Origin of the sequence: Sporomusa aerivorans, assembly GCF_041428895.1 — a bacterium.
GTDB lineage: Bacteria > Bacillota > Negativicutes > Sporomusales > Sporomusaceae > Sporomusa > Sporomusa aerivorans.
Genome location: NZ_CP156926.1, coordinates 3,709,625 through 3,731,506, shown reverse-complemented (window position 1 = coordinate 3,731,506; position 21,882 = coordinate 3,709,625). Strand labels below are relative to the sequence as shown.

Below are 21,882 nucleotides of genomic sequence, written 5' to 3'. Positions count from 1 at the left end.
CACAATCTTATCGATTATTGGAATAGGTTTTATCCAAATATCTCATTTTACTTATAAGTAGAATTACATTAATATTAACTCAATGAGATTATTCAGTCAACAATGAACATTTAGAATGGAGTGAAGAATATGCCGAAACGTGGCAACGAGAAAGATATGATGGAAGCCTATTGGATTGGTTTGATGAGTTCCTCAGGTTATAGAAAGAAGGATTTAGCCAAACCTGTTATCGGAATTGTTAATTCCTATACCGATGCCAACCCGGGGCACAAACCCTTTGCCGAATTGGTCAAGTACGTTAAAGAAGGGATTTGGGCCGCAGGAGGATCGCCGGCTGAATTTGGTGTACCAGGTCCTTGCGACGGGATGGCGCAGGGAGCTGGAATGCATTACATTTTACCACAGCGTGATTTGATTGCTGCATCGGTAGAAACCATGGTTTCGGCTCATGGCTTTGACGGCCTGGTTTTCCTGGGGTCTTGTGACAAGATCATTCCCGGAATGCTGATGGCTGCTATCCATTTGGATCTGCCTGCTTTGTTTTTAACAGCAGGCGCAATGCTGCCCTATGAAGACGGCGGCAAGATTTATTGCACAAGCGACCTGAAAGAAGCTATTGGCAAGTTTAATAAGGGAGAGATTGACGAAGAAACCTTTGATCGCTGGCGTACCAATATGTGTTCTTCGGCTGGCACTTGCTCTATGTATGGTACTGCGAACACCATGGGAGCTCTGCTGGAAGCTACCGGTATTGCACCGTTTGGTTCATCCACCATGCTGTTTTGCGATGGTGAAAAAGGCCGTCAGGCAAGAGATGTAGGCGAACGTATTGTTGAACTGGTGAAAGAAGGTAAGCCTTTTTCAGCCTATATGAACGAGGCGGTATTAGCCAACGCCATTAAGCATGTTTCTGCTACCGGCGGTTCCACTAACGCCATACTTCACAGCATGGCGTTAGCTAAAGTAATGGGATCAAAACTAACCTTAAAAGACATTGATGCCATTCAATCCTCGGTGCCGGTAGTCGCCAAATTCAAGCCGTCCGCAGGGCTCAATATTAACGATTTTCATCGCGCTGGCGGAGTACCGGCCGTGCTTGCCACAATACGCGATTATCTTGACTTGCGTGTTCCCTTGGCTTTTGCCGGAACAACCTTAGGTGTATATCTGGACAAATACAAAGGTAACATTGACCGGAAAGTCATCCACTCTGTGGAAGATGCTTTGCATGCCGACGGTTGTTTTGCTGTTTTGTCCGGCAACTTGGCCCCCTTGGGCGCAGTGGTAAAAAAAAGTGGCGTGGAGCCGCAAATGCATCATCACGTTGGCCCGGCTGTGGTTTTCAACTCGGAGGAAGAAGTCCGGGATTATCTTCTCAATAAGAAAGTCGAGCCTGGTTCGGTACTTGTTATCCGTTACGAGGGTCCCCAGGGCGGGCCGGGTATGAGGGAGTTGTCGATACCTGCCGCCATGCTGGTCGGCATGGGCTTACACACCTCTGTGGCTATGGTTACTGACGGACGTTTTTCAGGGGCTACCCGAGGACCTTGTGTTGGCCATGTTGCACCGGAAGCCTGGGCTGGCGGGCCGTTAGCTTTGGTTAAAGACGGTGACATCATTGAAATTGATCTAAATAAGAATTTGCTTATTCTTCAAGTATCGGCGGAGGAGTTGGAGCGGCGAAAGTCCGCAGTGCAAAAACCTGTCCGTAAACTGAGTGGTGTTCTGGCCGCTTACCGGGCTGGTGTTGCAGGAGCGGAGCAAGGCGCGGTTTGGCTCTACCGGGATGATGTAAAAGAATAATCGTCACGTTATTTGATAAATCAATTACGGACACATAATTTAGGAGGCGATCACGTTGGCCGGAAATAGCGTAGATGTGAATACGAAATGGTGCAAAAGCTGCGGTATCTGTGTAGCATACTGTCCGAAGAAGGTCTTTGCCTTGACCGAAAAAAAGAAACTCATCATTGAAAAAGCAGAGGAATGTGTTGCTTGCAAAATGTGTGAGTATCGCTGTCCGGATCTCGCAATAACGATTACCAGGAAGGAGAATCAAGCTAATGGCTAATAACAAATTGATGCAAGGAAATCAGGCGTGTGCTTTGGGTGCGATAAAAGCTGGCGTCAAGTTTTGTGCCGGCTATCCCATCACCCCTTCTTCCGAAGTTATGGAAGTACTAGCGGAAGAACTGCCTAATGTCGGCGGGAAATTCATACAGATGGAAGACGAGATTGCCAGCATGGGAGCAGTTATCGGCGCATCCGTCATGGGTACAAAATCCTTAACCTGTACCAGTGGACCGGGATTTGATCTAAAACAAGAAAACATTGCTTTTGCCGCTATGGCCGAGATTCCTACTATCATTGTTGACGTTCAGCGTAGTGGTCCCAGCACGGGTGGTGCAACTATAAGTGCCCAAGGGGACTTGATGCAGGCGAAATATGGCAGGTCAGGGGATTGTCCGACAATTGCCCTTTATCCTAACTCGGTGAAGGAAATCTATAAAACCACCATCCGGGCCTTCAATTTATCAGAAAAATATATGAGTCCTGTAATTCTGCTGTTGGATGAGACCATTGGTCATATGCGGGAGAATATCAATCTTGATGAGTATGAGAATGCCGAGATAGTTAACAGGAAGCTCCCGGAAGTACCGCCGGAGGAGTATCATCCCTACCAACCGGATGAGTCTGGTGTCGTAAGATTGATGCCTTTCGGCAATGATCAAAACTACCGTTACGTCATTAATGGCATGCATCATACCATTGATGGCATGCCCAGTCTTACAAAAGATGCCATTCATAATTCCATAGAAAGAATTAATGGCAAGATAGAGCGTAACAAAGCTGACCTTTGGGAATGGGAAGAAATTGATACAGAAGATGCAGATACGTTGGTAATTGCCTGTGGCTGTGTATCCCGTTCGGCAATTGAAGCGGTAAAGGCTACCAGGGCAAAGGGCCACAAAGTAGGCCTGTTCAGGCCAATCACTATCTGGCCTTTCCTTGATGAGCCTCTTAAGAAAACGCTGAAAAATATTAAGACCGTCATTGTTCCTGAAATGAATCGGGGACAGCTGGTGCACAAGATTAAAGAAATTGTCGATGGCGATGTCGCGGTAATACAGTTAAACATATTTGATGGCTCATTAATTATGCCTGAGCAAATCATTAAGGTAATTGAGGAGGCTAATCGCAAATGAGTATCCAGGATTACATAAAAGAAGACCAATTTCCCTTGTTTACCTGTAGTGGCTGTACCCATGGAACGGTTATCAATGCGTTTGTAAGAGCCGCCGACGAGCTGCAGCTTGATCGCGGTAAGACGGTTATTGTCTGCGCCATCGGCTGTGCCGGCAGAACGCCTACCTATCTGGATTTCAATGTCCTGCGGGTTACACATGGCCGGGCGTTGGCCTTTGCCACCGGTATAAAACTGGCCCGTCCTGATGTTAAGGTCATTGTATTCATGGGCGACGGCGATGCCCTGGCTATTGGCGGCAATCATTTTATTCATGCCGCCAGAAGGAACATCGATATTACCTCTGTTGTGTTTAGAAATGAGATCTATGGCATGACCGGCGGCCAGTATTCGCCGACAACTCCTGTGGGCCATAAAGCCACAACGGCTCCCTATGGAATGATCGAACCTAGTTTTGACACTTGTGAGCTGGCTGCCAGTGCCGGTGCTACCTATGTTGCCCGGGGCGATGCCTACAATATTGGTAATCTGTATAATGTAATGAAAACTGCCCTCCAACACAAAGGGTTTGCCGTTGTCGAGGCGTTAACAAGCTGTCCGACACAATTTGGCCGAAGAAATAAAGTTGCCGATCCTGCCAAGATGGTGGAACGGATTAAGAATATGGTTGTTACCAAAACTGCCGCGGCAAAAATGTCGGCAGAAGAACTGGAGGAAAAATTTATTATTGGCGAGTTTGTCAATACTCGCAAAATTGAACTTACCGAAAGATATGCCAAGCTTTTTGATACGAGAAAAAAAGACACTGAAGTTGTAATCACTATGGGCTGATCAGTCCCTGTGACAATCCAGTAAAGCTAGGAGGAATAGGCTTGTGATAAATGGTGATAAGATCGAGATGCGTTTTAGTGGCTTTGGTGGGCAAGGGGTTGTCTTAGCCAGCATAATTTACGGGAATGCCTTAGCCAAGGAAGGATTCAACGTCATTCAGACCCAGGCGTATGGAATTGAGGCGCGTGGCGGAGCTTCCAGCGGCGAAGTTATTTACAGCAAAGAGATTATTAATCATCTGCATGTAACGGCGCCAAATGTGCTTTTAGCTCTTTCGCAAGAAGCCTGTGATAAATATGTTAAGGATGTGCGCGCCGGTGGAATCGTTATTTGTGATTCCTACTATATTGATGTGTTGCCGCAAAGAAAAGACATAGAAGTATATGCAGCACCATTAACCGAAATAGCCATCAATGAAATGGGCAAAAAATTGTTCACAAATACCCTTTCACTTGGCTTCATCAACGGAATCATGAATAACGTAAAACCTGAAAACCTTATGGCCGCGCTTGTAGATCAAGTGGGGAATAAGTCTAAGGAAGAAAACAGCCGGGCGTTAGCATTAGGTTACCAAAAAGCGCAAGAACTTTTAAAAAAGAAGTAGTTATAGGGGGGAAGATACATGAAACTATATGAGTTCCAAGGCAAACAGCTTTTCAAGAAGTGCGGCATTAGAACACCGGAAGGCATTATAATCGAAAACAATATTGCAATTCCGGAAAAGACTCATGACATAACTTATCCGGCCATGGTAAAGGCGCAAGTTCTGTCCGGTGGGCGGGGGAAGGCAGGCGGTGTAAAACGTGCAATGAACCCGCAGGAAGCGGCCGGCTTTACCGAACAACTGTTAGGAGCAGATTTAAAGGAATGCAAAATTGATGCAATTCTTATCGAAGAATGTGTTCCCTTTATTGAAGAGTACTACCTGTCAATCACACTGGATAGTGCAAGCCGGATGCCGGTAGTGATATTTAGCAAACATGGCGGTGTTGACATCGAAGAGGTGGCTGCAACCGACCCGGATAAAATCGCTAAAGTAATCATTGATCCGTTAATTGGTCTGCAGGATTTCTATTATGAAGTTATATTTAGGAAAGCCGGGCTCACGGAGCCTGATCTTAAGGGCCGGATTAAAGAAGTTATCGCTTCGCTTTATGCCTTATTTAACGACTATGATTGTATGCTGGTAGAAATCAATCCGCTTATGAGAGTGAAAGACGGCAGCATTATTGCGGCCGATGCTAAGGTCGATATCGATGACAGCGGGGTTTATCGCCATCCGGACTTAATTGCTTGGCGGGAAGAAATGGCTACCAGCGAGTTAATAAAACAGGCGAAGGCTGTCAAATTCCTGTACATTGATTGTGAGCCGGATGGTACGGTAGGTGTCATCAGTAATGGCTCCGGTATGATCATGTCCTGTGTTGACTGGATTACAAAGCAAGGCGGAAAAGTTGCTTGCGCGCTTGACTTAGGCGGTGGCGCAACAGCTGACAGAGTGGCCGAGGGTATTCGGATACTTGCCCAGAATCCCAATGTCAAAGCGATACTTATCAGTATTTTCGGTGGGATAACCCGTTGTGACGAGATAGCTGGCGGCATCATTAAAGCAGTTGAAAAAATCCCTGTTCCGATTGTGGCTAAACTGGATGGAACGAATAAGGAAGTCGGTATGAAACTGCTGGTTAATGCCAATAGAACAGATATTACGATTGGTTATACCATCAAGGAAGCAGCGGAAAAGGTACTAAAAGCGCAAAACTAATGCCTAATTGTTATTAAGGGGTGTTGATAGTGAGTATTTTGGTTGATTCGTCAACAAGGTTGATCGTGCAAGGTATTACCGGTCGTGAGGGTTCTTTTCATACCAAGAGAATGCTGGAATATGGAACGAATGTAGTCGCGGGTGTTACTCCGGGTAAAGGTGGTCAGACTGTGGAAGGGGTATCTGTTTTTAATTCCGTAGAAGAAGCAGTGAAAGAAACACAGGCCAATGCCGCTGTACTTTTCGTACCGCCGCAACGGACGCTGGACGCTATTTTGGAGCAAGTTGCCGCTGGCGTTAAGCTGGTTATTACGATTGCCGAAGGCGTGCCTGTGAAAGATATGCGCACCCTTTATCATATTAACAGAGCTCACAAAGATCTAGCGATTATAGGACCTAATTCGTTCGGGGTAATTTCACCAGGAAAAGCAAAGGCAGGGTTTATGGACCACCGAATTTACAGCGAAGGCCCGGTGGGATTAATGTCCCGCAGTGCAACAAACTCCTATGAAACGGTGAATGAAATGACTAAGAGCGGTATCGGCCAGTCCACTTGTGTGGGTGTGGGCGGTGACGTAATCCCGGGCACCTCGTTTGTCAAGTTACTGCCGATGTTCGAAGAGGACGAACAAACTAAAGCCATTGTTTTGATTGGCGAGATTGGTGGAACCGATGAAGAGACCGCCGCCAGTTATATAAAGAATCATATGAAAAAGCCAGTTATAGCCTATATTGCCGGCAGACATGCCCCTAAAGGCAAAGTAATGGGGCATGCTGGGGCTATTGTTGGTGCGGATGGCGCGGGCAGTGCAGAGTCCAAAATAGATATTTTGACTGCCGCTGGTGTACGTATTGCTGACAGCCCGGTTCAGATTGTCGAACTGTTAGAACAGGTTTTATAGTATAGCAGCCTAGGGTAGACCGTGTAAAAGTAATTCTTATTTTTATGCGGTCTATTCGTTTGCAAGGCAGCAACTATTACGCCATACCTGACAGGAGAGAGGCTGTTGCTGGAATATCGTCTAAATAGTTTGCGCAATGATAGGAAAATTACTAAAAAGAAAGGCTGATCATCATGAATATAACTGTAACCTCCCAGATTGGTGCTAGGAGATCTGGGATATTAAAAATCAGCATTTCTCAATGCTGATTTTGTCGGTTCTGCTTATATTTCGAATGACTTGATATCATTGCATTTGCTGTTGTCCCTGCTGGGCCTGTTGTTGCTGCATAGTTGCGAAGCTTTGCTGGATACGGTTATATTGTTCCGTTGGCGCGGCCTCGACTTTATACCAGCCTTTCTGGTTCATAAGATCGAAAACCGTTTTTTGGTTTTGAAAGCTCTGCTGGAGAATTTGCGATAGTTGGGTGCGAACATTCGGGTTGGCGCTTTCGAGTACCGAGGTACATAACGCTGAAGCTTCCAGTTTCAGTTGGTAAATCAGCGTACCGACTAGTTCCATATCTTGGGTTTGTTGTTGCTGAGCCATTCTTGTTTCCCCCTTTTACTGTAAAGTCTGGCCATTAGTTTGGATCAACCGGGCTGAAGTTTGTATCCATTGTTGATGATCCTGGGAAAGTTGCTGCAAAATAGTCTTGACCTGAGGATCGTTTGATGTTTGCATTCCCCGGCTGCAATTCTTGTTAATGGACTCGAAGAGCTTAGTCAGGTCTTCCAGGTACAGAAGTTCCCGAGTGGTAAGGTTCATGGTTTCATCCCCCTGCTATTGTGATTGTCACAACTTAGCATGCAAAATTAGGTAGGATTATATGCAAGGATATAAATACCAATGCTGCCGGCTTTAGCCGCATTGGGCTTTCCGCGGAGGCGTGCCGTAAATATCACCGTCATTAAGAAAAGCACCGGTTTCTCTGAAAGTAGAATCAATTTCATACTGGACCTTCTTGCTACTTGTGCATGAATACAGGATTTATTTCTCTTAACATACTATACATTATGAGAAATCATTCCCACGATGTCGGGTCCCCCTGGTAATCAATTGTGAACTTGACCAGTCAACTTTATAATGATACGCTGATAATGACAATTCTTAGTAAGAAAGGTAAATCTAAAAGTTGCGGAAGGAGCCGTTACACATGGAAACATTTAAAGACATGCATAGGAAAATACAGGCTGCCACGGCGCCGGACAATGCAAGTGGAGCACCTGCCATCGACCTGTTTGAAGACTTTGATAAGAGCCAGTTGAATTGTCTGTTTAACCCCGAAACTCATCCCGTGTATTGGAACTTGGAAACTTGTCTGAACAAAGCGTTGGAATCGGGCGCTAATATCTCCAAAGATGTGCAGGCTTGTATGGAATCGCTGCATAGTAAAGAGAGGCTGGCCTATGCGTTGATCGCTCCCGCTTTTCTTGGTCAATTTAGTGATGAAGTCACGCCGGGCATGCTGCGCAATGCTTTTAAACAGATGGGTTTCGACGGCATGGTCGAGGTTGCCGTGTTTGCCGATATCCTGACGCTCAAAGAGGCGCTTGAGTTTGACCGAAATATTAATACAGAAACTGACTATCAGTTGACAAGCTGCTGCTGCCCGATGTGGATTGCCATGATTCGCAAAATATACAGCGACCTGATGCCTCACGTTCCGGCAACCGTATCCCCGATGATCGCGGCAGGAAGGACGGTGAAAATTCTCCATCCCGATGCCCTGACGGTGTTTATCGGCCCCTGCGTCGCAAAAAAAGCCGAAGCGAAAGAGCCGGACCTGCGGGGGGCTATCGATCATGTGCTGACTTTTCAGGAAACCAAGGAATTGTTTGATCTCTTAAAGGTAGATTTGACCCTGTTCGCCGCCAGCGAGAAAGAAAATTCCTCTAGGGCCGGGCGGATTTACGCCCGGGTGGGCGGCGTTAGCGAAGCTGTAAAAAATACCGTTGAACGCCTCAACCCAAACCGGAGAATTGCTATTAAAACTCGTCAAGCTGATGGTGTCCCGGCTTGCAAGGCCATGGTCGACGAATTAAAATCCGGACAGGTTAACGCCAACTTTTTTGAGGGCATGGGCTGTGTCGGTGGCTGTGTCGGCGGCTGTGTCGGCGGCTGTGTCGGCGGACCTAAATCCATCCTTGACAGGGATACCGCCAAGAGGCATGTCAACGACTATGGTGAAAAGGCACTTTATCCCACCCCGATTGACAATCCGTATGTGATCGAACTGCTGCATAGGCTGGGATTTGACACCCCGGAAAGCCTTATTGAAGACAATAAGTTCTTTACTCGCAAATTTTAAATACGCAAAAGAGGTTGTCATTCTAAGATAGCCCCAAAGAATAACAAAAAAGTTTGTGAGAAACAAGAAAAATATATCAATGGTCCTGCCGATGGAAAAAAGGGGAGTGCATGGCGCTTTTTCAAAAAGCGCCATGCACTCCCCTTTTCTTCTTATTGACTAGTGTAAATATTTGTTGGAACGGATGATCGCCGAGGCCTAAATTACCTGGACATCCAAGAGGAATAAAATCAGGTCAAGCGTTTATCAATAATGTCACCATACTGTTTTACCAGAAAATTGATAAAATATCGACTGGCTATGGGTAAAGCCTTAAAATCTTTGAATGCGATGCCGATGGTACGAACAATAGCAGGCGATATCTTTTTGGTTAGAATATTATAGTTGATTCGATTTAATATCAATTCCGGTAAAATGGAAATACCCAATCCTTTTTCAATCATGGACATAATTGTATAGTCGTCGTGCACACGATATTGGATGTTAGGCTGTAAATTATGCTGCTTGAAATATTCCAGCGGTTCGCATAACTGGCCTTCATCCAAGAGAATGAAGGGCTCGTTCGCTAAGTCTGCTAAAGAGACCTGTTCGCAGGCATTCAGAGCGTGGTTGTATGGCAATACAGCCAGCATTTCGTCGTGTTTTAAAGCAATTGTGTTTAAATTTGATACCGCATGGGGATTGACGAACCCGAAATCGACGCTGCCATCTTTGACTAATTTGGCGATACTGGTGTATTCGCCCTGATGAAGTTCGAAAACTACTGACGGGTATTGATTCTTAAAATTCTTCATTAAGCCAGGCAGCCAATGGCAAGAAACGCTTGAAAATGCCCCTATACGAATGATCCCGCTTTGCAGTCCGCGCATTTCTTTTTGTTTTTCCATTAACTCCCGGTGCGAATTAGCTAACCTTCTGATATAAGGCAATAATTCCTCGCCGTCCGGCGTGAGTGCAATCCCTATGCGCGAACGCAGCAATAGCGTGGTGTCAAGTTCTTCCTCCAGGGAGCGCACCATCTGGCTTACAGCCGACTGGGTATAGCCCAGTTTTTCGGCCGCTTTGGTAAAGCTGCCGGTTTCCAGTATGATCATAAAAGCGTGATAGCAATTCAATTTATTACCTCTGATGCATTAGAATATCTTATATAAAGATAATAAACATTTGTTTTACTAATGTCAATGTGCGTGCTAATATAAAATACTAAGCGCTGGCCTAGCCAACGACTAAAAAAATTCAGGGGTTTGAGAATAATGGAAACTAATCGTCTACAGTGGAAAAATGGCTTTCGTGATGGCATTCCAATCGCTCTGGGGTACTTTGCCGTCTCATTTACTTTTGGTATTCTTGCCAAGAAGGCTGGTCTTACGGCTTTTCAGGCAGTTGTGATTTCTTTAGCCAATGTAACCTCCGCGGGCCAATTTGCTGCCCTGGGGTTGATGGGAGCTTCCGCAACCTATCTGGAAATGGCAACTACTCAATTGGTTCTAAACCTGCGATACTGTCTGATGTCGTGCGTACTATCACAAAAACTGAATTCAAAAGCTCCTTTCTGGCATCGGTTTTTGCTCGCGCATGGCATCACGGATGAAATCTTTGGTGTTGCGGTTTGTAAAAGTGACAAACTCAATCCATTCTATAATTACGGCTTGATGAGCAGCGCTATTCCGGGATGGACGCTTGGCACATTTTTTGGTGTAATTTCCGGGGAGGTTTTACCCGAAAGGATAATAAGCGCTTTGAGTATTGCGCTCTACGGCATGTTTATTGCGGTAATTATTCCACCGGCAAAAGGCAATAAAATTTTGACCGGTATTATTTTACTATCTATGTTAATGAGTCTGTTTTTTGCAAAGACAGAGATATTCCATTCTGTTTCCCCGGGATTTAAAATTATTATCTTGACAGTATTGATTGCCGGGGTGGCGGCATTTCTATTCCCCGTGAGAAAAGCGGATGAAGGTTGTCCTGATGAGGAGAGGAGCCTAGCTCCCGCCCTCAGAGAAGGCGGGTTATAATGAGTGAAAATATCTATCTGTACATATTGGTTATGGCCGGAGTAACCTATCTGATACGTCTCATCCCTTTGACGTTGTTAAAAAAAGATATCAGTAACGTCTATATTAAAACATTTCTGTATTATGTTCCTTTTGTTACGTTGGCAGTGATGACATTCCCCGCTATCCTGGACGCAACTGCAAATACCTGGTCAGCTTTGGGCGGGTTTGCTGCCGCAGTTATTCTTGCATATCAAGGTAGCAGTCTCTTTAAAGTCTCGGCGGTTGCTTGCATTGCGGTTTTTTTTATTGAACTTATCGTTTTTTGAATAGAGTAAGAAAGCTGGGAGTTGCTTTCTTTCAATGCTACTGCAGAAAGTACTTCTACGTAAGGGGGGGGGCATCCTTGAAGGCGTGTAGCTTGACTATCTGCCGCTTTTGGAAAGCTGCCGGTGTCGATTGCCCGAACAAAAGCCTTGCACTTCTTCAAATCCATGGATTAATTCCTAAACTCTTAGATGTGAGAATTTCTCATATCAAATGTAAGAAATTATCGTTTTACTTTATATAAATCTATTGTATAGTGAAGTAAGTAAAATGTTTTCTCTGACTTCATTGCGCAACCCTATATCGGTGGAAAAGTGTATATCAGCCGGTACGTAGTTGGCATCTATGACCATTAAATCTTTGAATTATCTGAATTCTTTGGGTGTTTTAACTAGCCCGAATTAATATTTCATGAAAAAGGGGATTATATATAGATGAATAAAGGCACCAGGAACAATGCCACTTTTATTGGGCTAATTGCTATCATACTTTGGAGCACAATGGTTGGTTTAATTCATAGCGTAAGTGAAATGCTTGGTCCGATTGGAGGTATTGCCATGGTCTATACCTCCGCCGCTGCTATTCTTATTGTTACTTTCGGAGTACCCCAAATAAAAACTTTCCCTTGGAGATATTTGTTAATTGGAGGTTTTCTATTTGTGGCTTATGAAATATCCTTTGCTTTAGCGATTGGATATGCAAACAATGGGACTCAGGCAATTGAAGTCAATATTATAAATTATTTATGGCCCTGCCTTACAATCGTATTCGCTATCATTTTTAATAAACAGAGATCTACACTCCTGATAATTCCCGGGCTTACCCTTTCCCTTCTTGGTGTTTGCTGGGTATTAGGAGGCGAGAAAGGTCTGGATTTGAGTGTGATGATTAGCAATATAAAAAGCAATACTTTTAGCTATGTTTCAGCGTTTACGGGTGCTTTTATTTGGGCTGCGTACTGCACTGTCACCAATAAGCTAGCGGAAGGGAAAAACGGAATTACATTATTCTTTATCCTCACTGCTGCTGTTCTATGGGTTAAGTTCTTCATTGGTGGAGGTGTTGCGCTCAACTTTAGTATGCGTGCAATAATTTATGTATTGATGGCAGGTTGTGCAATAGGTTTTGGGTATGCAGCCTGGAATTTCGGTATTCTGTATGGCAATGTCTCAGTACTTGCCAGTGCCTCATACTTCACGCCGATATTATCATCGTTATTAGCCTCGGTGTTTTTGAATGCACCACTTTCAGTTCCCTTTTGGCAGGGTGTATTTATGGTATGTTTGGGATCGGTATTATGTTGGCAGGCAACTAAGGACCAGTCAGCAAAAAATAAAGTTTGCGCTTCATGATTATTTTTTATTCGGTTCTATAATTTCTATATTTTAGATGATATAATCAACCAGACTATGCACTCAGAGTAACAGGAGCATTGAACTTACTGTTTAAAGACGCAATCAAACCTCAATTGTAGATAATTTAGTTTATAAAATATCTTAATTATCAAGAGCAGCAGAAACCATAGCTTTAACGTTTTCTACTTTGGCGTTATCGGTTAATTTTGTGAGTTATTGTCCATAAAATGCACTTGTTTTTATTTACTTAAGCGAGAAGAGGGTGCCTCTAATAGGTTGAAAAGCCTATTTTGAGACACCCTCTTTGTGTTGACGGGGTCAGTTTTACCAATCTGCTTAAACAACAGAGACCACCCTGTTTCCCATTCAACTATATGCTTTTTCTGGAAGGTGATTTGCGAAAAGTAACGCCCTAGGAACCAGCGGCCGTTTTCAAATTCGTTGCTGTTTTTGCGGAATGTAGATTACTTTTTATCGGGTATAAACGAAATATAAGGACAGTAGCAGTGAATGCTGATACTGTTCCTAGGATTTGGGTCTTCTTGTTTAAAGGGCTTCAGTTGTCAATCTTACCCCCATGTCAAATGCTTTTTGGCAATGGCAATCAATGGGGAATACTTCGGTTCTTCTCGTGGCCCTCGCTTCAACGTCAACAATAGGGGAGCTTGGTACAACGCCAACACGGTCCCGTCACTGTAAGCGGGGAGCGATTTCACAGTATGCAACTGGAGCCTTTGGACTCTGGGAAGAAGGCACGGGAAACCCATGAATTAATCAATGTTTAACACAATACAGCAATTTCGTTCAATATTTTTCGTCTTTAAACTGCTATATTAAAAACAACCCCCAGAATTGTTATTTTATGAAAGGTTCATCCGAATTAATTAAAAAGGAGGAGAGAAACTTTATTTATTAAAAATAACAAAAAACTATAATTTTTAAGATTCGCAGTAAAAAATATTAAAGTTGAAATATTGCCTTCAAAATAAGATTGGACACAAACGAATTTTGGTTGAACGAATGTGGTTGTGGCCAGACATTTAGTCTAATAAAGACGGAGACAAGAGAAACAGCAGAGCTAATATTAGCTCTGCTGTTTCTCAATCGCCGGTAATTCAGGACCAATGTATTTAGCGACAGCCAACTGGCAAATTGCATAGCTAAGACCGACTGCTAAGGTAGCTCCACATACTCCATTGAAATCATTTAAGCTCTTGGTAACTGTAAGGACGAATAAAAAAGGAAGTAATACAACGAAGGGGGAAAGCTGAAAAGCTCTATTGAGTGCAAGCGACATAACCGGCAGATCAGTTACTTTAGCAAGTGTAGTGACCGGTATTCCGACAACACCGAAGGCGACGGCGATAGTATTGCCAGAAGGTATACAACTGCGGCAAGGAAAGGCTTAAATCCTAAAGAAATTAAAATGGATGCGGGAATGGCAACGGCAGTACCAAAGCCTGCAACAGTCTCCAAAAAGCCGCCGAAGCCCCAGGCAATAGTTAACGCCTGCATTCTTCGGTCGCCTGATAAGCTGGTAGTAGAACTTTTTATCTGAGCCATGGCTCCTGTTTTTAGCGAGATGTTATAAGTATAGAAGGTCGCAAGAATAACCCAAAGTATTGGCAAAATGGCTAGCATCATTCCTTCGCCTACCGCTTTGATGGCTAAAATGGCGGGCATTTGAAAATAAGTTACGGCAATAAGAAGGCTGAAGGTTAAACCAAGTGTGCAGGCTATGTGAGCAGGCAACTTAAAAATTCCTAAGCTAATTATTAGCCATAAGATGGGGAGAAGAGCAAATACTACCACTATTGCGGTGTTAAGTGAATTATCCAGTAAAAACGTGGTTACTATGTGCCCCATAATATTGAAACCTCCTGAAAAAATTTAGGCAGCGCTTGTTAGGTTCTGCCATGAAATGAGTATAAGGCACCATAGTACGGGCTGGGAAATATATTATTTCTATACGATGAATGCTAGAAAAATATAGCCAGTGTACCTCTGTACTGTATTCTGAGTTATATTGGATGTTTGTCATAATCGTCCAACCAGAAGGATGCCGGTCTGGAATACTATATCTACAGAGTACAAAAAAACAGCATACTGTGTTGTCCAACTGGATTTCAACAGGACTTTGTGCGATAAGCTAGAAGTTGTGAAAGTAACAAAGTATTATTAATTTTATAGATTTATAACAGTATCTCAAAATATTGTGATTTGTTGACCAGCTAGTGGCAATACCTGACATTTATGATGAGAGTGATACTGGTTTTATTGATTATCTGCTTAAGGATTCTTTTTCTAATTTGTTTTTATATGTGTAAAGTTTCGCTAAGGAGACGAATAATGAAATCTAAAATTGGGGTTATTTCACCATCAAGTACATTAACACAGATAATACAAAAAATAGTAGATGAAAGAAATTTGGATTTTGTGATATGCCAAGCATCGCAGGAAGATGCTCTGGATGTTGCCTGGAAACTTATTCATAAAGGTATAGCGGTTATCATAAGCCGTGGAAATACGGCGCAAATGCTGCGAAGTCAACTGGATATTCCGATTGTCGAAGTACAACATACTTTTTTTGATTGTCATATTGCCTATCAAAAGGCTTGGCGCATTTCTAAAAAAATAGCTTTTTTGGCCACCTCGGAAGGATACATGAAAATATTAAACAAATCAAAACCGTTTTTAGAAGACGCATTAATATTTCCGATAAATCCTTTATTAGGCACAGAAGCTACAGAGAGTAAGTTAGATGAATTGCTGTCACTTGGAATTGAAGTGGCAATTGGCGGCCTGTCGTTGGAAAGAGCGGTGACTAAACGGCATATTCAATATGTTATGACAACCGCAGATCACGATTCTGTAAATGATGCTATTAATGCAGCTCTCCATTTATTAAAACTTGAACAGGAAAAAAGTAGAAAGAGTTTGGAGTTGCAAAGCCGATATGAATTAACACGAGCAATTTTGAACTGTGTGTCAGAAGGGATTATTAGCGTTGATTATAACGGAATAGTTACCAATATGAATGGTGAAGCGGGGAAATATTTAGAACCCTTATGTTGTGGACAACCCATTGATACCATTATAAAGAAGAGTTATTTTTCTGATGTTCTTGCAAATGGCGAGGCTATACGCGGTGCTCTGCTAACAATAAAGAAACATTCGCTTATCATTAGTATTGATCCTATTAAGTTAGACCAGCAAGTCATAGGTGCAGTGGCAACTTTGCAGAAACAAACAGAAATTCAAAATATAGAACACAAGATGCGAAGAGCGCTTGCACAAAAACATTATGCCGAGAAAACCTTTGCTGACATTATAGGGTCTAGCCCGGCCATCCATTCAGCCAAAAAACTTGCGCTCAAATATGCATCTGTGGACAGTACGATTATGATTGTTGGCAGTACGGGAACAGGAAAAGAATTGTTTGCTCAGAGTATCCACAATGCATCCTGCCGCCGCCATGCTCCTTTTGTGGCAATTAATTGTGCAGCGTTTCCCCCTGGTGTTTTGGAAAGTGAATTGTTTGGATATGTTAAAGGGGCCTTTACAGGAGCGCTGAATGAGGGAAAAGCGGGAATATTTGAGCTGGCTCATAGTGGAACTATATTTTTGGATGAAATCAGCGAGACCTCATTGGATGTACAATTAAAGCTGCTGCGCGTTATACAGGAGAGAAAGGTAGTTCGTATTGGCGATGACAAGCTTACACCGGTAGATATTCGGATTATTACCGCGGCCAACAGAAATTTAATGGAATTAGTAAAAAAAGGGACATTCCGGGAAGATTTCTTCTATCGGATTTGTGTGTTGAAATTGCGTATTCCTTCGCTTCATGAGCGTAGCGAGGATATACCCGAACTCGTACGCCATTTCTTGAAGAATTCAAATTTGCACAACTGTGATATTACGGAGGAGGCTTTGGAATTGCTGGCGGCATTTGAGTGGAGGGGAAATATCCGGCAACTGAGCAACATTGTTGAAAGGTTAGCCGTGATGTGCGATCATGGCATAATTGATAAACAACTGGTGGAAGAAGCCGCTGATGATATTTCATTTCAAGATGATGAAGCACTACCGGGTGTAATAGTGCAAACAGGTGCCAAAAGCTTGACTGAAAAAGAATTCATTTTTCAAGTTTTATGTAAAGTGAATGGCAATAGGGAGAAGGCTGCGAAATATCTCGGTATCAGTACCACAACTCTTTGGAGAAAAATGAAACGATTTATGGAGGCTGATCCCCATTGCTTTGACTTGGTACGATATAAAAAATAGATATTTCTGTTTATTTGACGCGAATCGAATGCAAAGTCAGGAGTATTTCAATTTCCTTCATTAGCAGTATCTTGTGAAAGAAACTGAAATGATTTGCAATTCGTCGATTGCCCGACTTTTTGAAAAAAATATAATTTTTCTAAAACTGATAGCGGGTAAAATGACTAAAGTATGCTGGTTTCTAACTAAAAGAGCTGATTTTTAAATAAGATCAGCTCTTTTGAATTGAATTGGCATACTTTTTGCTTTAAATATGGATGTGAGGTATAAAATACAAGGAGGAATAAATGATGCGACTAGTGTTAATTGGTTTTGGAGAAGCCGCTTATAATATTGCCAGCGGCCTAAAAGCAGAAGGTCTTACGGATATTGGCGCTTATGATATAAATGCTGAGAATCCGGCTCTAAATGGATTAATTCAAAAAAGAGCGGCAGAAGTCGGTGTTATATTGTTTAACAGTTTGGAAAGTGCCTATCAGGCTGGTGACTTTATCGCCTCCCTGACTAGCGCGAATGTTGCGTATACCGTGGCCGAATCAATTATTCCATATCTTAAAGCCGGGCAGGTCTATGTTGATATGAACTCAGCTGCGCCAACAGTAAAAGCAGATATTGCCAAAATTCCACATGTAGATGGTGTCGCGTTTTGTGATGCCGCTGTTATGGGCACAGTACCGGGCAACAGGCACAAGGTGCCAATGATTTTGGCTGGTGACGGGGCCGAGAAGTTCGAAACGGTATTTGCACAATATGGCATGAATCTGACAGTGCTTGACGCAGAGGCCGGAGGAGCTTCTGCAATTAAAATGTTTAAAAGCGTAATCATGAAAGGGATACCCCAGTTAATGTTTGAATCGTTTGAAGCAGCCCAGAAATATGGTGTGCTGGATACCCTGGTGGGTTCTCTGTCTGGTTCTCTTAACGGCAAAATGGTGGAACAATTAGCCGATACTTTCATCGCCCGCACCATGATACATGCATCCCGCCGCAGCGCAGAGATGCAAGATGTAGTTACAACACTGGAAAGCTTAGGTGTTGATGCTGCAATGTCTAGGGCAACTGTTAAGAAACTGAATCAACTAGCTGAAAAGAACTGGGCTGACAAACTTGGTCCGAATGGCGATAAGCTGAATTATAGAGACGCTATGCAATTCTTTATAGACAAATAATTATACAGAGGAGTGTTTTGTAATGAGTAAAGTCAACTATAACGATCTTACGGAGTTAATTCCACAAGCTTTGATCGACAGGGTGAAGAAATTAAGTCCTGCACAGCTTTGCGATGGCATGGAGTCTTTGGGAATAGAACGCAATGGGTGTATGGACGCGGGCCTGATGCCGCTAGATGACAGTAAAGTTTTAATAGGAACTGCTTGCACGGTAGATACGGAAGACGGCGATAATTTTCCGATTCACGTTGCTATATATCAAGGAAAACCTGGGTATGTATTGGTTGTTGCCGGCAAGGGATATACCGAAAGATGCTATATGGGCGATTTAATGGGCAGCGCAGCGGAAGCTGTCGGATTGAACGGAATTATCATTGATGGATATGTTCGTGACAAGGAAGGATTAGCAAGCCTTTCTATTCCGATATATGCCAAAGGAATTATGCAAAGAAGTCCAGCCAAAAGAGGACCGGGTGAAATTAACACAGTAGTAACTTGTGCAGGGGTGAAAGTGAAGCCGGGTGATTTAATCCTCGGAGATTATGATGGCGTCACTGTTATACCCCGCGATCGTATCGAAGAAGTGTTAGAAGCCGCTGAGAAAAAAGACGCTTATGAAGAAAAACGAAGAGCAACAATCGCAGAATACATTAAATATAAAAATAGGAACGAATCGCTTCCTGAGCTGGCTCCGGCATGGGTTACGGACATGATAAATAAAAAATAAGTAAATAGGCGAAGTGTTGTAAGTGAAGTAAAAAACCTCCTATGTTTGGTATGATACTGGTGGTGTAGCCAGTATCAAAGAACATAGGAGGTTATCCCAAGATGGACAATTTAAGTATTCACATTTGGTTTTATTACTTTGCCAGGGATGAATATTATAATACAAGGAGAAGGGGAAAATGCTAACAGTTCTAGGCTATTTATTAATTGCTGTATTTCTAGTTTTGGTTATTAAGAAAAAAATGACACCCTTTACCGGTTTAATCGTAGTTTCTTTGACGGCCGGAATCCTTGCCTGTGTGGTAAACGGTATTCCCGTAGAAAAGATTCTTACTTGGATTCGCGAAGGCTTGTTTTATACGGTTGACGCAAAGGGCAAGGTAAAGCTAGGGACAATGAACACCACTATAATGATATTGTTTGCTATTCTTTACTTTAGCCTGATGATGAATGTTGGCTTGTTTGATCCTCTTTGCAAATACTTAATAAAAAAAGCAAAGGGTGATCCTTTGAAAATCATTATGGTAACGGCATTTACTGCAAGTGTTGTTACTTTGGACGGAGATGGTACTACAACAATTTTAATTATCACCGCTGCTTTTGTACCTTTGTTTAAGCGAATGGGAATGAAACTGTCCAATCTGGCTATGTTAATTATTCTTCCTACGGGTCTAGGCAATTGCTTACCGTGGGGTGGACCGTTAGCCCGTGCAGCAGCAGTACTGAATTTAGAGGTTAACGACCTGTTTGTGGCTATGCTGCCTATTCTTGCAGTTTCATTTATATATGTATTTTTTATAGCATATATTATGGGTAAGAATGAAAGAAAAAGGCTGGGCTATATGCCTGGAGAAAAGGCGATAGTATCCGCAGAGCAAATAGCTGAAATGGTAGCTGTTATTGAAAATAATGATAAAGAGTTGAAGAGACCGGGAAAATTTATATTTAATCTTATTTTGACGATTGCCATGCTAACCATTCTAATTTTAGGTTGGATCAGCGGTGCGTTTGTTTTCTTAATTGGTACGGCTATTGCACTGGCAATTAACTATGATGCAAAAGAACAGCGTGAACGCATTACGGCAAACGGTGGGGAAGCGATTGCCGTCACCTCAATCATCATAGCCGCCGGGTGCTTTCTGGGCATCTTAAATGGCAGTGGAATGGCACAAGCAATAGCAACCCATATAGCAAGTTTAATCCCCGAATCTTTAGGAAGTCATACTGCGCTTATATTTGCTTTTCTGGGGGCGATCGCCTGTTATGCGCTGCCTGTAGATGCCTACTATTTTGGTATACTACCGGTCATTGCTCCGCTTGCCTACCAATTTGGCATATCTCCTAATGAAATTGGTATAGCATCTTTTATGGGGCAGGCCCTTCGTTACGCAAGTCCCACCGTTCCATGGTTATTTTTGTTAATGGATAGAACTGAAATGAGCTTTGGCGACTATCAAAAAGAATTCTTCAAGTGGTCTATACCTATGTTCTTTATTTTTATCATTGTTGCTGTTTTAACCGGACAGTTACCTTTATAACGATACAAAAATTTCAGCCTAGGTGTAAAACTGAGCTTAAAGCATAGACATGGGGCTAATGGTTGCCTTATATCTCAGTGAAATATCAGATTTTATGAGAGCCGCCTTGACAGGCGGTTTTTATTTATCCTGATATCCATCCCGCATGCTGTTTCTAAGGTACTTTTCGAGCAATTACCGGAAGCTGCTTTACTAAACCGGTAATGAACCGTTGCTTTTCGAGTTTTGTTTTTATCATTGAAGGAATATTGGTATTTAAAAGATATCTGCTCAACTGCTAACTCCGAGGATGCTATGCATAACCCCAGGGGTTAATATCAATATGGAACGCTTCCGTTTGCGCCTGAACTTGTCTTCCTGGTCCCGGAAAATAAGTACGATAGCCATTAGCACCATTGGCCGCTTGGTGTATATACTATATATCACAAAGACTGCGGTGAGGTGAGATTATGGCTTACCTGTGGCCTGATGATGTTTTAACTGCAATAGAGTCAGGCAAAATATCTCCTTTAGAAGCATTTAAAAAATTCCGTGAGCTGGATCAAACTGTCAGTAGCCGCCAGGATTTGACCGGTGGGCAGTCTAATGTGGAAGAACGAATCGAAACTATTCTCCGTGAACTTGACACTCTAATTGGTCTTTCCGAAGTAAAAAAGCTAGTCAGAGAGATATATGCTTTTATCGAAATTCAAAAGCGCCGGGAAAAAGAACGTCTCAATACCGAGCCAATGGTACTACATATGATTTTTAAAGGAAATCCGGGGACAGGCAAAACAACGGTTGCCAGAATTATGGGCCGGGTATTTCGCGAGATGGGTGTTTTATCACGGGGACACCTTATTGAAGTGGAACGCGCCGATTTAGTGGGGGAGTATATAGGGCACACAGCCCAGAAGACGCGAGAGCAATTAAAAAAAGCCTATGGCGGAATACTTTTTATTGATGAAGCCTACTCTCTTGCCAGAGGCGGAGAAAAAGATTTTGGCAAAGAGGCTATCGATTGCATGGTGAAACCGTGGAAGCAAATCAGTATTTAAACCTGATATTTCTTTTTAAGACTAACCAAAGTATGAAAAATATGTTTCCCAACACGTTACACGTTGAGTCAGTTGCGTTAATAGAACGAAAACCCCAGGAATAGTAAAGGTTTACGAGTTGCGTGTAATTTTAAACGTGTGTTTTTATGTTCTCATGGGCGTAGTAAAAGGGGCGAACATATGTTGGGGGTGCGCCCTTACACGAAATTATACCTTTACACGAAATAATTAGGTATTTGCGTAAAGGAATGAGTACAGGAATTTAAAGCTAATTGTGAAATGATAGATATTAATCCTGCAAATATTTATGTTTGCAGGATTTTGTATTTTTATGGTAAATAAGTATGACGTATGGAAACAATTTGATAGTACCGCTTCGGATATGAAAGAAAA

20 protein-coding genes and 1 pseudogene are annotated in these 21,882 nt (G+C 42.8%); 16 read left to right on the top strand and 5 right to left on the bottom strand.

What is annotated here, in order from left to right; genetic code table 11:
- Positions 1-129 precede the first annotated feature (129 nt).
- The 7 genes from SATMO3_RS17845 to sucD are packed head-to-tail and all read left to right on the top strand — an operon-like array spanning position 130 to position 6,703.
- The gene (locus tag SATMO3_RS17845; RefSeq protein WP_371371093.1) at positions 130-1,803 is read left to right on the top strand and encodes a dihydroxy-acid dehydratase; all 1,674 of its coding nucleotides are present in this window, start codon (positions 130-132) and stop codon (positions 1,801-1,803) included.
- 55 nt (positions 1,804-1,858) lie between these two features.
- Entirely contained in the window at positions 1,859-2,071 is a 213-nt protein-coding gene (locus SATMO3_RS17840) for a ferredoxin family protein (RefSeq protein ID WP_371371092.1), read from the top strand.
- A complete protein-coding gene (locus SATMO3_RS17835) occupies positions 2,064-3,206 on the top strand; it encodes a 2-oxoacid:acceptor oxidoreductase subunit alpha (RefSeq protein WP_371371091.1) in 1,143 nt (380 codons plus the stop codon). Before SATMO3_RS17840 ends, SATMO3_RS17835 begins: the two co-directional genes overlap by 8 nt.
- On the top strand, positions 3,203-4,036 hold the full coding sequence (locus SATMO3_RS17830; RefSeq protein WP_371371090.1) for a thiamine pyrophosphate-dependent enzyme: 834 nt from the start codon (positions 3,203-3,205) through the stop codon (positions 4,034-4,036). Before SATMO3_RS17835 ends, SATMO3_RS17830 begins: the two co-directional genes overlap by 4 nt.
- A gap of 43 nt (positions 4,037-4,079) precedes the next feature.
- Positions 4,080-4,640 carry a 2-oxoacid:acceptor oxidoreductase family protein gene (locus SATMO3_RS17825; RefSeq protein WP_371371089.1) on the top strand — a complete coding sequence of 187 codons (561 nt, stop codon included), beginning with the start codon at positions 4,080-4,082 and terminating at the stop codon, positions 4,638-4,640.
- Between the two features lie 18 nt (positions 4,641-4,658).
- Positions 4,659-5,801: an ADP-forming succinate--CoA ligase subunit beta gene (gene sucC / locus SATMO3_RS17820; RefSeq protein WP_371371088.1), complete on the top strand. Its 1,143-nt coding sequence runs from the start codon at positions 4,659-4,661 to the stop codon at positions 5,799-5,801.
- Positions 5,802-5,830: 29 nt separating this feature from the next.
- Positions 5,831-6,703: a succinate--CoA ligase subunit alpha gene (gene sucD, locus SATMO3_RS17815; RefSeq protein WP_371371087.1), complete on the top strand. Its 873-nt coding sequence runs from the start codon at positions 5,831-5,833 to the stop codon at positions 6,701-6,703.
- A 285-nt stretch (positions 6,704-6,988) separates the two neighbouring features.
- Here sucD and SATMO3_RS17810 read toward each other — a convergent pair whose 3' ends face one another.
- The 3 genes from SATMO3_RS17810 to SATMO3_RS17800 are packed head-to-tail and all read right to left on the bottom strand — an operon-like array spanning position 6,989 to position 7,695.
- Complete coding sequence (locus tag SATMO3_RS17810) at positions 6,989-7,291, bottom strand: spore coat protein (protein ID WP_371371086.1); 303 nt, start codon at positions 7,289-7,291, stop codon at positions 6,989-6,991.
- 15 nt (positions 7,292-7,306) lie between these two features.
- Positions 7,307-7,510, bottom strand: a complete 204-nt coding sequence (locus tag SATMO3_RS17805) for a hypothetical protein (RefSeq protein ID WP_371371085.1) — start codon at positions 7,508-7,510, stop codon at positions 7,307-7,309.
- A gap of 47 nt (positions 7,511-7,557) precedes the next feature.
- On the bottom strand, positions 7,558-7,695 hold the full coding sequence (locus SATMO3_RS17800; RefSeq protein WP_371371084.1) for a hypothetical protein: 138 nt from the start codon (positions 7,693-7,695) through the stop codon (positions 7,558-7,560).
- Between the two features lie 203 nt (positions 7,696-7,898).
- Here SATMO3_RS17800 and SATMO3_RS17795 point away from each other — a divergent pair, with 203 nt between their 5' ends.
- Positions 7,899-9,053 (top strand): [Fe-Fe] hydrogenase large subunit C-terminal domain-containing protein, encoded by a 1,155-nt coding sequence (locus SATMO3_RS17795; protein ID WP_371371083.1) that lies wholly within the window; start codon positions 7,899-7,901, stop codon positions 9,051-9,053.
- Positions 9,054-9,283: 230 nt separating this feature from the next.
- On the opposite strand, the gene SATMO3_RS17790 is transcribed toward SATMO3_RS17795, so the two are convergent.
- On the bottom strand, positions 9,284-10,168 hold the full coding sequence (locus tag SATMO3_RS17790) for a LysR family transcriptional regulator (protein ID WP_371371082.1): 885 nt from the start codon (positions 10,166-10,168) through the stop codon (positions 9,284-9,286).
- A gap of 138 nt (positions 10,169-10,306) precedes the next feature.
- Between SATMO3_RS17790 and SATMO3_RS17785 the strand changes: the two genes are divergently transcribed.
- From SATMO3_RS17785 to yddG, 3 genes are all read left to right on the top strand, one after another.
- Positions 10,307-11,071 carry an AzlC family ABC transporter permease gene (locus tag SATMO3_RS17785; protein ID WP_371381740.1) on the top strand — a complete coding sequence of 255 codons (765 nt, stop codon included), beginning with the start codon at positions 10,307-10,309 and terminating at the stop codon, positions 11,069-11,071.
- Complete coding sequence (locus tag SATMO3_RS17780) at positions 11,071-11,379, top strand: AzlD domain-containing protein (protein WP_371371081.1); 309 nt, start codon at positions 11,071-11,073, stop codon at positions 11,377-11,379. The genes SATMO3_RS17785 and SATMO3_RS17780 overlap by 1 nt, the downstream gene beginning before the upstream one ends.
- Positions 11,380-11,811: 432 nt before the next feature.
- Positions 11,812-12,729, top strand: coding sequence for an aromatic amino acid DMT transporter YddG (gene yddG, locus SATMO3_RS17775; protein ID WP_371371080.1), 918 nt, complete (start codon positions 11,812-11,814; stop codon positions 12,727-12,729).
- Positions 12,730-13,816: 1,087 nt separating this feature from the next.
- Here yddG and SATMO3_RS17770 read toward each other — a convergent pair.
- Positions 13,817-14,598: pseudogene (locus SATMO3_RS17770) on the bottom strand (L-lactate permease).
- A 483-nt stretch (positions 14,599-15,081) separates the two neighbouring features.
- Here SATMO3_RS17770 and SATMO3_RS17765 point away from each other — a divergent pair.
- The 5 genes from SATMO3_RS17765 to SATMO3_RS17745 all read left to right on the top strand — a co-directional run bounded on the left by SATMO3_RS17765 (position 15,082) and on the right by SATMO3_RS17745 (position 21,489).
- Complete coding sequence (locus SATMO3_RS17765; RefSeq protein WP_371371079.1) at positions 15,082-17,019, top strand: sigma 54-interacting transcriptional regulator; 1,938 nt, start codon at positions 15,082-15,084, stop codon at positions 17,017-17,019.
- Between the two features lie 287 nt (positions 17,020-17,306).
- The gene (locus SATMO3_RS17760; RefSeq protein WP_371371078.1) at positions 17,307-18,188 is read left to right on the top strand and encodes a DUF1932 domain-containing protein; all 882 of its coding nucleotides are present in this window, start codon (positions 17,307-17,309) and stop codon (positions 18,186-18,188) included.
- Positions 18,189-18,210: 22 nt separating this feature from the next.
- Positions 18,211-18,915 (top strand): RraA family protein, encoded by a 705-nt coding sequence (locus tag SATMO3_RS17755; RefSeq protein ID WP_371371077.1) that lies wholly within the window; start codon positions 18,211-18,213, stop codon positions 18,913-18,915.
- A 178-nt stretch (positions 18,916-19,093) separates the two neighbouring features.
- Positions 19,094-20,452 (top strand): CitMHS family transporter, encoded by a 1,359-nt coding sequence (locus SATMO3_RS17750; RefSeq protein ID WP_371371076.1) that lies wholly within the window; start codon positions 19,094-19,096, stop codon positions 20,450-20,452.
- 449 nt (positions 20,453-20,901) lie between these two features.
- On the top strand, positions 20,902-21,489 hold the full coding sequence (locus SATMO3_RS17745; protein WP_371371075.1) for an AAA family ATPase: 588 nt from the start codon (positions 20,902-20,904) through the stop codon (positions 21,487-21,489).
- The last annotated feature ends 393 nt before the right edge of the window (positions 21,490-21,882 follow it).

Excerpts from the sequence above, each read along its gene's own strand:
- yddG (WP_371371080.1), top strand. The coding sequence starts at position 11,812 with ATGAATAAAGGCACCAGGAACAATGCCACTTTTATTGGGCTAATTGCT.
- SATMO3_RS17745 (WP_371371075.1), top strand. The coding sequence starts at position 20,902 with ATGGCTTACCTGTGGCCTGATGATGTTTTAACTGCAATAGAGTCAGGC.
- SATMO3_RS17835 (WP_371371091.1), top strand. The coding sequence starts at position 2,064 with ATGGCTAATAACAAATTGATGCAAGGAAATCAGGCGTGTGCTTTGGGT.
- SATMO3_RS17760 (WP_371371078.1), top strand. The coding sequence starts at position 17,307 with ATGATGCGACTAGTGTTAATTGGTTTTGGAGAAGCCGCTTATAATATT.
- SATMO3_RS17765 (WP_371371079.1), top strand. The coding sequence starts at position 15,082 with ATGAAATCTAAAATTGGGGTTATTTCACCATCAAGTACATTAACACAG.
- SATMO3_RS17750 (WP_371371076.1), top strand. The coding sequence starts at position 19,094 with ATGCTAACAGTTCTAGGCTATTTATTAATTGCTGTATTTCTAGTTTTG.
- SATMO3_RS17800 (WP_371371084.1), bottom strand. The coding sequence starts at position 7,695 with ATGAAATTGATTCTACTTTCAGAGAAACCGGTGCTTTTCTTAATGACG.
- SATMO3_RS17810 (WP_371371086.1), bottom strand. The coding sequence starts at position 7,291 with ATGGCTCAGCAACAACAAACCCAAGATATGGAACTAGTCGGTACGCTG.
- SATMO3_RS17785 (WP_371381740.1), top strand. The coding sequence starts at position 10,307 with ATGGAAACTAATCGTCTACAGTGGAAAAATGGCTTTCGTGATGGCATT.
- SATMO3_RS17845 (WP_371371093.1), top strand. The coding sequence starts at position 130 with ATGCCGAAACGTGGCAACGAGAAAGATATGATGGAAGCCTATTGGATT.
- SATMO3_RS17830 (WP_371371090.1), top strand. The coding sequence starts at position 3,203 with ATGAGTATCCAGGATTACATAAAAGAAGACCAATTTCCCTTGTTTACC.
- SATMO3_RS17755 (WP_371371077.1), top strand. The coding sequence starts at position 18,211 with ATGAGTAAAGTCAACTATAACGATCTTACGGAGTTAATTCCACAAGCT.
- SATMO3_RS17780 (WP_371371081.1), top strand. The coding sequence starts at position 11,071 with ATGAGTGAAAATATCTATCTGTACATATTGGTTATGGCCGGAGTAACC.
- SATMO3_RS17805 (WP_371371085.1), bottom strand. The coding sequence starts at position 7,510 with ATGAACCTTACCACTCGGGAACTTCTGTACCTGGAAGACCTGACTAAG.
- sucC (WP_371371088.1), top strand. The coding sequence starts at position 4,659 with ATGAAACTATATGAGTTCCAAGGCAAACAGCTTTTCAAGAAGTGCGGC.
- SATMO3_RS17795 (WP_371371083.1), top strand. The coding sequence starts at position 7,899 with ATGGAAACATTTAAAGACATGCATAGGAAAATACAGGCTGCCACGGCG.